General features: G+C 71.6%; 8 protein-coding genes. All 8 read right to left on the bottom strand.

Annotated elements, in window-relative coordinates:
* Nucleotides 1-813, bottom strand: an 813-nt coding sequence (gene metK, locus ACWCXX_RS38525; protein ID WP_451135610.1) for a methionine adenosyltransferase, incomplete at its 3' end; no start/stop codon positions are given.
* A gap of 107 nt (nt 814-920) precedes the next feature.
* Nucleotides 921-3,062: a condensation domain-containing protein gene (locus ACWCXX_RS38520; protein ID WP_451135608.1), complete on the bottom strand. Its 2,142-nt coding sequence runs from the start codon at nt 3,060-3,062 to the stop codon at nt 921-923.
* A gap of 360 nt (nt 3,063-3,422) precedes the next feature.
* Nucleotides 3,423-4,148 (bottom strand): response regulator transcription factor, encoded by a 726-nt coding sequence (locus ACWCXX_RS38515; RefSeq protein WP_451135607.1) that lies wholly within the window; start codon nt 4,146-4,148, stop codon nt 3,423-3,425.
* A 264-nt stretch (nt 4,149-4,412) separates the two neighbouring features.
* A complete protein-coding gene (locus tag ACWCXX_RS38510) occupies nt 4,413-5,420 on the bottom strand; it encodes a 4'-phosphopantetheinyl transferase family protein (protein ID WP_451135605.1) in 1,008 nt (335 codons plus the stop codon).
* Between the two features lie 36 nt (nt 5,421-5,456).
* Complete coding sequence (locus tag ACWCXX_RS38505; protein ID WP_451135603.1) at nt 5,457-7,211, bottom strand: acyl-CoA dehydrogenase family protein; 1,755 nt, start codon at nt 7,209-7,211, stop codon at nt 5,457-5,459.
* A gap of 307 nt (nt 7,212-7,518) precedes the next feature.
* Entirely contained in the window at nt 7,519-7,701 is a 183-nt protein-coding gene (locus ACWCXX_RS38500) for a DUF5302 domain-containing protein (protein ID WP_451135601.1), read from the bottom strand.
* A gap of 96 nt (nt 7,702-7,797) precedes the next feature.
* Entirely contained in the window at nt 7,798-9,426 is a 1,629-nt protein-coding gene (locus tag ACWCXX_RS38495; protein WP_451135599.1) for an MFS transporter, read from the bottom strand.
* A 12-nt stretch (nt 9,427-9,438) separates the two neighbouring features.
* A partial coding sequence (locus ACWCXX_RS38490; RefSeq protein WP_451135597.1) for an SDR family NAD(P)-dependent oxidoreductase occupies nt 9,439-13,223 on the bottom strand: 3,785 nt, incomplete at its 5' end.

Here is a 13,223-nt window from a genome sequence, read left to right as displayed (position 1 = left end):
GATGATGATCTTGCGGCCGGTCAGGCCGGCGTCGCCCATCGGGCCACCGATCTCGAAACGACCGGTCGGGTTCACCAGCAGGCGGTAGCCCTCGGACTCCAACTTGATTCCGCTGTCGGAGAGTTCGGACAGCACGTGCTCGACGACATGGTGTCGGACGTCCGGGGTCAGCAGGTTCTCGAGGTCGATGTCGCTGGCGTGCTGCGAGGAGACGACGACGGTGTCGAGCCGGGCGGGGCGGCTGCCCACGTACTCGATGGTGACCTGGGTCTTGCCGTCGGGGCGCAGGTACGGGATGGTCCCGTTCTTGCGGACCTCGGAGAGCCGGCGCGAGAGCCGGTGCGCGAGGTGGATCGGGAGCGGCATCAGGGACGGGGTCTCGTTCGTGGCGTAGCCGAACATCAGGCCCTGGTCGCCGGCGCCCTGCTTGTCGAGCTCGTCCCCCTCCTCACCTTCGGCGGAGCCCTCGACGCGCTGCTCGTAGGCGGTGTCGACGCCCTGCGCGATGTCCGGGGACTGCGCGCCGATGGACACCGAGACACCGCAGGAGGCGCCGTCGAAGCCCTTGCTGGAGGAGTCGTAGCCGATTTCGAGGACCTTGTTGCGCACGAGGCTCGGAATGTCGGCGTAGGCCTTGGTGGTGACCTCACCCGCGACGTGCACCTGGCCGGTGGTGATCAGGGTCTCGACGGCGACCCGGGAGGTCGGGTCCTCGCGGAGCAGTGCGTCGAGAATGGTGTCGCTGATCTGGTCGGCGATCTTGTCGGGGTGGCCCTCGGTGACGGACTCCGAGGTGAACAGTCGGCGGGACATGGCTCTCCAGAGGTGTGAGGTCCGTTGAACGGTCGGTCGTCGGCGTGACCGGACGACCCGATGGCCGTCCGGTGGCCGTCCTGCTGGTTCGTCATTTGGCGCGCTCGTCATCCGGCGCGTTCGGCGGCGGATTCGAGCAGTCGGGCGAGGTCGGCGGCGGAGGTCGCGGTGCCGGTGAGCACGATCAGCGGCGGCCGGCCACCGTTCACCGCGATGAGCCGGGTGATCCCGTACGCGGTGACTCCGCAGCCGGTGAAGCCGCCGAGCACGAGGGGGCCGCCCGCGTCGATCAGCGGACGCAGCGCGTCGTACCCGGCCTGTGCGTCGTCCGGCGGGGAGCCCAGCAGTACGAGGGCCTCGGGGCCCCGGTAGGAGCGGGCGAGCAGGTCGTGACGGAAGCGCGGGGTGCTGTGTGCCGGGACGAGGCAGACGGTGCCGGCGCCGGGCTTCCGGGGCGGTCGCAGGGTGATGATCGCGGATGTCCCACCGGTTTCGGTTTCGGCTCCGCCGTACGCACCATTCTCCGCACCGGCCCAAGTGTCGTTGTCGGCAGAGACCGTTCCCACGCCCGCGTCCGCACCCGTACCCACGTCCATGTCCGTTTCCGCCTCGGAAAGGAGCTCCAGCACTTCGGCGACGGTGGTGAACTCGCCTGCTGTCCGTGGGAGTTCATCCAGCAGATAACCGGCCTGCGCCAGGACGCCGCCGATACCGGCAAGTTGGGCACGGTCGTAGGTGACGGTCACGACGAGCCCGCCCGCGTCGTCGTGGTGGGCGGCGAGTGTGAGGGGGAAGGCCGTGCGGGCGCCGAGCGGCTCCGGGGGGTCCACCCGGATTCCCCGGGCGGCGAGTTCAGGGAGGAGGCCGTCCGTACTCCGGGGGCGGCCGTCGAAGGCGACGAGGCTGCCGGCCGGACCGGGCGGCCGGTCCGGGGCCTCGGTCCAGCCACGGATACGGCCTGCCGAAACCCACTCGTACGCCGCCATGTCCAGCGCCCGGTCGCGCAGCAGGGCGAGCAGTTCGGGCATGCTCGATCGCGGATCGACGACGACGGACAACGGCAGCGGGTTGCGCAGGGAGCCCGGCAGGCGTTCCACCGCGTCGAACGGGATTCCGCGCCCGGACACGGTCACGCTGAAGCGGACCGGCCTCGGGTCGGCGGACCCGGTGGCCCGGTACAGCAGCAGCGCCCACACCGCCTGGAGCGCGCCGCTCTCGGTGCTGCCCCAGCCGGCCGCCCAGGCGCCGAGCCGCGCCGTCTGGGCGGCGGTCAGGCGCAGCCGGGTGCGCCCTGTGCCAGTGCCGGTCCCGGTCCCATGACGAGCGGGAGCAGGGGCGAGAGCACCGGTGTCGGGGAGCCGGGAGTGCACGGTGTCGGGGAGCGGGGAGTGCGCGGCGTCGGGCGAGGGAGCGGCGCCCGTCCAGAACTCCCGGGCGGGGCCGGTGTCCTGGCGGGCGAGCCACTGCGTGTAGTCGCCCATGTCGGGGCGGCGTTCACCGCCGGGCAGGACGCCGTCGGCCAGGTAGGCGCGGTAGAACTCCCGCAGCAGCAGGTGTGCGCTCCAGTCGTCGAGCAGCGCGTGGTGGTAGGTGAGCAGCACCCGGGTGGGCGGGGCGGTGACCGATACGACGGGGCCGCCGCCCAGCACGGTCACGCGCAGTGGTCCGGGGCGGCGCGGGTCGAGGCCGCGTCGCCGGTCGTACTCGACCACCGACGCCCAGTCCTCGGTGCTGTGCGGCAGCCGTACCACTTCGACCCGGACCCGGTCGTGCACCACGATCCGTGGTTCGGGGCCGTCGTCGAAGGCGGAGCGCAGCACGCTCTCCCGGTCGAAGAGGGACTGCCAGGCGGCGGTGAAGCGTTCCGGGTCGAGCGGGCCGTGCCAGTCCCAGGCGAGCTGCTCGACATGGCGCCCGGTGCCCGGGTGGGCGTCGGCGTCTGCGAGCAGTTCGAGCTGGAGCGGGCTCGCCGCGACCGTGCGCACGCGGCGACCTGTCAGGGGCGGGTCCGTGAGCAGGTCGGCCAGCAGTCCGGCCGGGAATTCGCCGGGGGCGTCCATGGTGAGTCTCAGTGTGTGCAGGCCGGGGCCGTGGGGCCGGAGCCGGTGCTGCCAGGCCGGGCCGTCCGGTCGGCGGGCGGCGATCCGGTCCAGCGCGGCTTCCAGGCGCCGGGTGTCCAGGGGGCCGCGGAGTTCCAGGAACGGCGGAGCGTCATAGGGGGGTTCTCCGGGGTCGACGACAACGGTCATCGGTCCGTCCGGAGAGACCTGCGACATCCGTGAGAAATGGCTGGCGGTCATGATGTGTTCGGGGCGCGCACCCCCTCCCTCCCCTCTCTACGAGCACGGAACGAGTATGCGAGGCCCGCCCATACGGACCTGATACGGCGCTGACACGGCGGTGGGCCGGGTTCTCCGGCCGTCCGCACGGTGTTCGGTGAAGCGGACTCAAGTCTTCGGTGGTGCGGTTTCGGTGTGCGGTGGTGCGGGTCGACCAATCAGGGGGGCGGGCAGTCCGTGGAACGGGCAGTCCATAGGTCGAGCGGTCAGTGGGGCGGGCAGTCCATAGGTCGAGCGGTCAGTGGGTCGGGCAGTCAGTGAGTCGGGCGGTCAGTGGGTCGGGCTGAGTGGTCGGCGCAGTCCGGCCTCGAACGCGTAGACCACCGCCTGGACCCGGTTGCGCAGGCGCAACTTGCCGAGCAGGTTCTGCACATGTGTCTTGACCGTGTGCTCGGAGAGCGTCAGCGAACCGGCGATCTCCGTGTTGGTCAGGCCGTGGGCGAGCAGGCCCAGCACCTGCCGTTCGCGGTCGGTGAGCTGTTCGGGGCCGACGTCGGAGATGACCGGGGCGGCGGGGCCCGTCTCGGGGGCGGCCGGGGGCGCCGGTACGTCGGACTGTGCCGCGACGGTGTACCCGGCGGCGGTCAGCACGACGGCGGAGGCGAGCTGGGCGGCGGTCACGGTCCCGGGCAGCCTGCTGTGCGCCGGTCCGGGGCCCGTTTCCGGTTCGGGCCCGCCGATGGTGAGCAGCCGGCAGTCCGTCGGAAGCGTCCCGGGGTCCGAGGCGCCGTGCGCGAGGACGACGTCCGGCCGGGTGGCGGCGATGTCGTCGGGACCGGTCGGCCCCGGCGCCCCGGCGCCCACGACCTGGATGGCGGGCCGGCCGTCGAGCAGTGCCCTGATGCCGCCGCGGGCCAGGGCGTCGATGCCCAGCACGTACACCCGTACCGTTGTGGTCGCTCCGGCCGCCTGCGGCGCGGCGGGCGGTGCACCGCCGGGCAGTACGCGCAGGGTGGCGCGACGGGCCGCGAGCGCCGAGAGGTCCCGTTCTCCCACGGCCAGCCTCCTCGTTCTCCGTATCAGCAACCGTTCTCCGGCACGCTAGCCGGGTGTGGGAGCGGGGCGGGTTTTCTCCAGTCGCTCTGGACGGATCCGCGAACGGCCCTGTGGAGCCGACGCGGACCGGGAAGCCCTCGGCAGGCCCGTCCTGTCGGCCGGAATCGAGAGCTCCGGGAACACGCCTCCACAGCGTCAGGCGTCAAAGGGCCGGGGCACAGGCCCTCGCGGCGTCAAGGGGTCCGGGAACAGCCCTTCGCGGCGTCAGTCGGGGTCGAGGAGTCCCGCGACGGCCCCCATGAACCCTTCGTCGAGCATGGTGCGGGCCGCCGTGTCGCGCGAGGTGTCCAGGCCGGAGTCGTGGCAGGCCACACTGATCAGATAGCGGCCCAGCGCACGACGGGTCGTGAACGCCCATTCGCCGCGCGCGGCCGGCGTGCCGTCGGGGGCGAGCAGCCCGCCCTCGCCGACGCCGAAGCCGAACTCGGTGAAGCCGAGCCGCAGTCCCTGGCCGAGTGCCTTGGTGTACGCCTCCTTCAGGGTCCACAGCCGCAGCAGCTCCGCCGTCTGTTCCGACTCGGGCAGTTCGGCGAGGGCCGCGCGCTCGGCGGGGGTGCAGACGTGGCTCTGGAGGAGTTCGAACGACATGTGGCGGTCGGCGGGTTCGGCGTCGACCCCGATCCGGCCGCTGCGGCTGATGCCGACGGCGATCAGGTCGTCGGTGTGGGTGAGGCTCACGTCGATCTGGTCGAGGCCCCGCAGATAGGGCCGTCCGCCGATCTTGTACGCGAGGTCGAGTTCGGCGGGTCCGGTGCCCAGTGCGGCGGCGGCCGTGAATTTGGTGGCCAGCCGGGAGGCGACGAAGCGGTAGCGGATCGTGGGGTCGGTGGTACGCCGGTAGCGCTGCCAGTCCCGGCCGAGCAACGGGCGCAGCGAGGGGTCGGCGAGGGCCCCGGTGAACCACTCCCCCCAGGTGGTGTGCACCACGGCGTTGCCGCGCAGGTCCATTCCCTCGCGCACCAGGTCCCACGGTCCGTCGGGGCCACTGACGTGGATCGGCTCGGTGATGCGCTCCGCGTCGGACGTCCCCGGCCCGGTGGTGTGTTCCGTACCGAAGGACATCGGCCCGGTGGGGTGTTCCGTACTGCCGGGGGCCGTCGGTTCGGGGGCGCGTCGTGTTCCGGCCGGTGCCGGGGGCAGCGGCCCTTCGATGTCCGTCACGGCGCCCGCGCCCGGTCTCCCTGTCGTCGTCATCGGCTCTGTCCGCGTCAACGGTCGTTCCTTCCCTGCTCGTCGGTGCCTGCCTGTTCACTGGGCCAGGGCGATGGCGTCCAGGTCGCAGCTGCGGCCCGTCCGGTACCGGTGGACCAGTTCGTCCAGGACCTGCGCCAGGCAGCCGTCGGGCAGGTCGGGCACGGGCATGCCGAGGCGTTCGCCGAGACGGGACAGGGCGAGCACGGCCCAGGCCGGGTCGGCGAGGAACGGGTCCCGGCCGTCCTGGCCCTCCCACACGCCGAGCACCGCGGCGGCGGCGACGACCATGCTGTAGCGGTCGCTGAGCACGCAGACGGCGGGGTCGGCGAGCGCCGTGGTGCCGTACGCGGGGAGCCTGCGGCATTCCTCGCGCAGCGCTCGCAGTTCGTTGACGAAGCCTTCGGCCAGTTCGGCGAGTGCGGCGATCTGGCCGCCGATTCCGCGGGACGCGGCGAGGCGGTCGGCGGAGCCGACGAGGGAGGCGGCCATGAAGTCGCCGCCGCCCGCGATGCCCAGCGCCCGGTAGTCCAGGGCAGGTAACTCGGCTCCCTGGCGGAACAGTTCGGGTGGTGGTTCCTCCTCCGCGAACCAGGAGCGTTCGGCGAGGCCGCGCAGCTGCGGGACGATGACGGCCTGGCAGGAGGCGGTTCCGGCGTGGCCGAGTCCGGCGACCGGCAGGTCCCGTACGAGCTTGTCGAGTGCGCCGTACTCCGGGTTGTCGTGCTCGTAGCCGCGGGCGCCGATGACGGTGGCGAGTTCCTCCAGGTTCTCGCGCAGCAGATCGGGCACCACGTATTTGACGGCGGCGGCGAAGACATGGGCCCGGTCGGGCAGCAGGCTCAGTGCACGCAGGACGACAGTGGCCATGCTGTCGCAGGCCAGCAGGTCGGCGAAGACTCCGGTCAGCGGCTTGTGCCAACGGCGTGCGACCGTACTGCGTCCGGTGGTCGCGGCCCGTACGGCGGAGTGCAGGACGGTGTCCGCGGCTGCGGTGACGACGCCGCAGATGAGGCTGCGGTTGACCTGGAAGGCGCGCAGGGCGAGGGGGACGCCGTCTCCCGCACCGCCGACGCGGGTGTCGTCGGGGACGGTGTGCCCGGCGAACTCCAGCCCGGAGAAGAGTGCCCCGCGCATGCCGGAGGTGGGCACGCGCGGCAGGTGCCGTACGGAGATGCCCTCGTGCCGGCCGCGGTCCAGGAGCAGCACCGAGTGGCTGTGCGGTCCGCGGGCCGGGTCGGTGCGGGCGTAGACGACCTGGGCGTCGGCCCTGGCGGCGTTGATGATCACGTCCTTGCGGCCGTCCAGCCGGTATCCGCCGGAGGTGGCGCGGGCGGTGAACTCGTGCCGCAGGATCGCGTTGGAGTGGGCCAGTTCGTGGTGGAGGATCGTGGCCCGGCCGCCGCCGAGCAGCAGGTCGGCGACGCGGCGCCGCTGTTCCGGGGTGCCGGCCGCCCAGACGGCGCCGACGGCGAACAGCGAGGTGATGCCGAAGCCGAAACCGAGGGCGACGTCGCGGCGGAAAACGGGGCGCAGGACGCGTGCGAGCAGGTCGGCCCGGGTGAGCCTGCCGCCGTATTCGACGGGTACGAACTCGGCGCCCAGTCCCGTACCGGCGAGCAGCTCCTCCGTGTCGGCGGGCGGGGTGTGCCGGGCGTCGGCGGCGAACAGTGCGCGCAGCCCGTGCGGGTTGGTGGGGTCGTAGGGGTCGCCGAGCAGCGTCTCCAGCCGGGTCGCGCGCGTGCACGCGTCGTCCTCCCACCGGCTGCGACCGGCGTCCGTGGTTGCGAGGGTCTCGGCAGTGATGGTCATGGCAGCGGGTGTCAGCTCCGTCGTCGCAGGATGCGCGCCAGGTATCGCGCCCGTACGCATGACCCTGACGGCGGCGGCTCGCGCCGCGCTGGAGCGAAACTCGATACATCGTCCACGGTTCTTCGAACGGCCGCCGAACCGCCCGGAACCGGATTTCTTTCATTTCTCGAACCGAGCCCGAGCAGAATTCGAGCGGAATTCGAGCAAAATTCTAGGGGAATTTGAGCGGGGCCCGGGTCCGCGATGGCAGCCAAAAAAGACCGCCGCCACCCCTGCGGGACGGCGGCGGTCTTTCATTCGCCCGGCTTCACCCGGTCTTACGGCGGAAGTACCGCTTCTTCCCGGCAGGTCCGCTCATGTTCTTGACCTTCAGCCGTCCCTCCTCGTGGGCCTGCTTGGCCTTCGTCGCATTGCTCTTCCTTTCGAGCGCCTCACGGAATTTCTGCCGGGGGTCGTTCTCCTCGACATCGATGAGCGGCTTGTCGGTCATGCGAACCTCCTGGACGCAATTGACAGCTCGGCCAGCCTGACACAGGTAATCAGGTCGGGCCAGATTTACTTTCGGTCAGAGAGAATTTGATTCTTCCTATACCGGGTCCGGTACGAGACGCTCGGCCGTTCCGCTGTGCTCGTCGGATGCCGTTCCGCTGTGCTCGTCGGATTCGGCCACGGCGTCGCTCTCCTCCGCGGCGTCGCCCTTCTCCGCGGTGTTGCTGCCCGGAAGGAAGGAACTGAGCACGGTGGTCAGTACGAAAACGCCCACGTTGAACCAGAGCACCGAAGACGTCACGGAGCTGAAGTGTCCGGGGCCTGCACTCGCACCGGCCCCGCCTTCCACTGCCCCGAAGTAGAGGGCGCCGAGGATCGCCACACCCGCGGCCGTGCTGAACTGGATGGCGGCGTTGAGCACCCCCGAGCCGGCGCCCGCGTCCTGAGGGGGCACGTCGCCGAGGACCACGGCGGTCAGCACGGGCGTGGTCAGCCCCATGCCGCAGCCCATGACCAGCTCGGCACCGGTCAGTTGCAGCCAGGACAGCTCTCCGCTCCCGGCCGACCAGACCGCGAGCAGGGTCCACAGCGCACCGCAGGCCATCAGGAGGGACCCGACGCGTACGCACAGCCTGCCCCGGCCGGTGCCGAACTTCCAGGCGATCTGGAAAGTGGCGGTGATGCCGACCGGCCATGCCGCGGTCACCAGGGCGGTCTTCACGATCGACCAGCCGAGACCGGTCTGCAGGTGATACGTGAGGACGAGGAAGAACGACGCGACACCGCTGAAGACCAGCAACGTCACCGTCAGGCCCACCACGGTGGAGCGGTGTTTGAAGAGCGTCGGCGGGATCAGCGCGGAGCCGTCGCGCCGGTGCCGGCGGCGCTGCTGCGCGACGAACAGGCCGAGCACCACGACCGCAATGCCCATGAACACGAACATCCAGCCGGGCCAGCCCTGTTCGCGTCCCTGGATCAGGGGATAGAGGATTCCCAGGGAGGCGGTCGTCAGCAGCACCACACCGACGATGTCGAGTCGCAGCGCCTCGTCCGAACGGGACTCGGGCATGCTGCGGGCGGACAGCACCAGGGCGATCACCCCGAGCGGCACGTTGAGCAGGAAGATCGCACGCCAGCCGAGGCCCAGGATGTCGAGTTCGGTCAGCATCCCGCCGAGGAGCGGTCCCCCGACACTGCCCAGACTCAGGGCGGCCCCCAGCACGGCGAACGCCCGCGCCCACTCGTCCCGGTGGAACATCGTGACGATGACGGAGACCGCTTGCGGAACCATCAGGGCCGCCATGAACCCCTGCGCGAACCGTCCCGCCACCAGCACTTCGGGCAGCACCGCGGTGCCGCACACGACGGACGCCAGGGTGAAGCCGGCCACTCCGAACATGAACAGCCGTTTGCGTCCGTAGATGTCTCCCAGCCGACCGCCCGTGATCAGGAACAGGGCGTAGGCCAGTGCGTAGCCGGCCAGCGTCCACTGGGCCGCGGTGAAACCGGCCCCCAGGTCCCGTTGGATGGTGGGGAGGACGACGGTGACGGCGTTCGCGTCCAGGTTGTCGAGGAACGAGGCCAGGGTGACCACGGCCAGGGCGATCCACCGGTGCGGCGACGGTGCGCGCTCCCCGGAGTCCCCGACCGGGCCGGAGACGTCCTCCGGCCGGTCCGGGGTTTCCGAGGGCTGCGACGAGCGCGATTCAGAAGTGTTCGTTTTCATCCCAGGCTTTCCTCACATCGCTTTTCCGAGCACGGCATCGAGTGCCCGGTCCATGTCGTCGTCCGACAGTTCGCTCGCGACCTGCAGCGCTTCCGCGGCCGTGCGCGCCCCGCCGGAGGAGTCGGCCTGCGGCTGTGCGAGCTCCAGCAGTTGCGCCAGCAGCCCGCTCTGCAGCAGCTGCTCGGGGGTCACCCGCCCGAGCGCCCACTCGGCCGCCTTCGCCGGATCCTGCGGCGGTCCGGCTTCCCCGGACGTCGTACCGAGGTCCAGGCGTACGTACAGGAACTCGGCGATGGCCCGCGAGGTCGGATAGTCGAACGCCAGCGTGCTCGGCAGGGCCACCTCGGCGTACGCGGAGAGCCGGTTGCGCAGTTCCACCGCCATCAGCGAGTCCCAGCCGAAGTCCCGCAGCGACTTGTCCGCGGGGACCGCGTCCGCGCCCTGCAGGCCGAGCACACCGGACACCTCCTGCCGGACCGTGCGCAACAGTGCGGCGACCTGGTCCTCCGCGGACAGCCCGACCAGCCGTTCGCGCAACGATTCGGTCCGTACGACGGCCTCCTGGGCCCGCCGCAGCCGCGGCCGCACCAACGCCCCGAAGAGCGGGGCGACTTCGTCGCCGGAGCCGTGCTGCAGACCGGCCACGTCGAGCTTGATCGGTACCAGCCGGGTCTCCGGGCGTCCCAGCGCGACGTCCAGCAGCCGCATTCCCTCCTCCGCGGACAGGGCCTGCGAACCCCGCCTGCGCAGCCGGGCGAGTTCCGCCTCGCCCAGGCGGGCGGTCATGCCGACGCCCGCCTGCTCCCAGAGCCCCCAGGCCAGGCTCACCGCGGAGAGCCCGAGCTTGCGCCGGTGCGCCGCGAGCGTGTCGAGGAACACGTTGGCCGCCGCGTAGTTGCTCTGTCCCGGCGCTCCGAGCGTGCCGGCCGCCGAGGAGAAGAGCACGAACGCGGAGAGTTCCAGCCCGGCCGTGAGCTCGTGCAGATGCAGCGCGCCCGAGACCTTGGGGGCGAGCACCCGCGTGAACCGTTCCGCGCTCTGGTTGCGCACGACACCGTCGTCGAGCACGGCAGCCAGGTGGAAGACCCCGGTCAGCGGGTGCTCCGTACCGATCTCGGCCAGGACGCGCGCGACCTCCGCCCGCTTCGAAACGTCGCAGGCGAGCACCCGGACGCTTTCGGCACCCGCCTCGGTCAGCTCCGCCACGATCTCCTCGGTGCTCGGCGCGTCGGGACCGCGGCGGGAGGTCAGGACCAGGTGCCGGGCACCGTGCTCCGCGACCAGGCGCCGGGCGACCAGCCGGCCGAGTTCGCCGGTGCCCCCGGTCAGCAGGACCGTGCCCGCGTCGTCCAGGGCCTGCGGCACCGTGAGAACCAGCTTGCCCGTCGTACGGCCCTGGGCCATGATCCGGAAGGCGCTGGGGGCCTCCCGCACGTCGAACGCCGAGTACTGGAGCGGTGTGACGGCCCCCTGTTCCAGGAGGGCGACGAGTTCGCACAGCATTTCCTGAATGCGATCGGCGCCGCTGTCGACCAGGTCGAACGCGCGGTAACGGACTCCGGGGTGCGCCGCGGCGACCTCGTCGGCGTCCCGCACGTCCGTCTTGCCCATTTCCAGGAACTGACCGCCCCTGGGCAGCAGCCGCAGGGATGCGTCGACGAACTCCCCGGTGAGGGCGTTGAGCACCACGTCGACGCCCGCGCCGTCCGTGGCCGCCAGCCACTTGTCCTCGAACTCGGTGTTCCGCGAGGACGCGATGCGGTCGTCGGTCAGGCCGAGCTGCCGGAGCGTCTCCCACTTGCCGGTGCTCGCCGTGCCGTAGACCTCGCAGCCGGCGTGGCGGGCGAGCTGCATGGCGGCCTGCCCCACACCTCCGGCCGCCGCGTGGACGAGCACCTTGTCGCCCGGGTTCAGCGTCCCGAGGTCCGTGAAGGCGTAGTGCGCGGTGAGGTAGGCCAGCGGGACGGTCGCCGCCTCGACGAAGGTGAGCGAGTCCGGGATGCGGACCATCCAGCGGGCGTCCACGCGGACCTCGGAACCGAAGGTGCCCACCGCCAGGCCCATCACCCGGTCGCCCACGCGCAGGTGGCCGACCCCGGGCCCGGTCTCCAGGACGACACCCGCGCATTCCAGGCCCAGCTTCGGGGCGTGGACCATGTCGAGTGCGTTGAGCACGTCCCGGAAGTTCATCCCGGCGGCCCGGACGCCCACCCGGACCTCGCCGTCGGCCAGCGGTTCGCTCCGGTCGACGGGCCGGAAGAAGAACGTGTCCAGCCTGCCCTTCTCCTGGATGTCCAGGTGCCAGGGCTGCTCCCCCGTCTCCGGGACGAGCGCGTCCGGCGAGCCGGTCTTCTGCACCCGCACCAGGCGGGGGGCCAGCACGCCTTCCCCTCGGACCACCAGTTCGGGTTCGGTGTCCGTGGTGAGGACCCGGCGCAGCAGCTCCCCGTCCGGCAGGTCGGCACCGATGTCGACCAGTCGAAGTCCGCGCTCGGGGTGTTCGGCCCGAGCCACCCGGACCAACCCCCACAGCGGCGCGTGGGCCAGGGACCCGATCGTGTCGACCGGTCCGGCCGCGACCGCCTCCCGGGTCACCCAGACGACGTCGATGCCCTCGGAACGCGGATCGTCCAGGAAGGTCTGCAGCCACTCCAGTGCCCTGGTGACCACGGTTCGGGCGCGCAGGTCGACGGCGTCCCCGCCGTCACCGGCCGCGTCCGGCGCGGTCAGGTCGACGACCACCGTACGAGGACGGCCCTCGTCGAACTCGGGAAGGGCGCCGACGGGTGCGACGGCGTCGGTACCCAGCGTCTTCGCGACGATCCCGCCCGGTCCGATCACCAGCAGGCCGTCGGACTCCTCCGAGGACGGCCGGGTCTCCTCGGGGAGGGTCTGCGGCTGGAACTCGACACGGTAGAGGTGCTCGGTGTCGGGGGTGTCGGTGCTCCCGAGCTGTGCGGCGCCGGCGCGCTTGAGCTCAAGGCCCACCGCGCTCGCCACGGGCTCTCCCGCGGCGTCGGAGGCCAGGATCGTCGCGGTCGAATCGCCGGTGAGCTCGATGCGGACCCGGAGTTCCCTGCCGCCGATGGCCGACAGTTCCACCCCGGACCACATGAACGGCAGCAGGACCCCGTCGGTGTCCTCCCCGTCGGCCCCGAGGCCCGTTGCCGCGAAGGCGTGAAGGGCCGCGTCGAGAAGCGCCGGGTGGATCGCGAAACCGTCGGTGTCGGAACGCGCCTCGTCCGGGAGCCGGACGAGACCGTACGCCGTGCTGCCCTTGCGCCACAGCTCGGTGAGGCCCTGGAACGTCGTTCCGTACTGCAGGCCCTGCTCGAACAGCCCCTCGTAGAAGCCGTCGAGGCTCACCCGCTCCGCACCGGCCACCGGCCACTCGCGCAGCTCGGCCGCCGCCGTCTCCTGCACCGCGCCGGGCGACGTGTCGGTCAGCGAACCCGTGGCGTGCTTGGTCCAGGGAGCCGAGTCGGACGAACCACCCGGTCGGCTGTAGATCTCCACCGGCCGGCTGTTCCCACCGGAGGCGGAGCCGACCCGTACCTGGAGACGAAGCTCCTCGTCCGCGGCGAGCACCAGCGGCCGGGACAGCGTCAGTTCGCCGACTCCGGCGGCACCGACGTGGTGCGCGGCGGTGAGGGCCATGTCGAGAAGGCCCGTGCCGGGGACCAGGACGGTCCCGAAGACGGCGTGGTCCTTCAGCCACGGCTGGTCGGTGAGCGAGAGCCGTCCGGTGAACAAGTGGCCTTCGCCGTCGGCGAGTTCGGTCACCGCGCCCAGCCAGG

The organism is Streptomyces sp. NPDC001732 (genome assembly GCF_053596315.1).
Note: the sequence above shows the minus strand (reverse complement) of the source record. Positions and strands in the feature narration are given on the sequence as shown.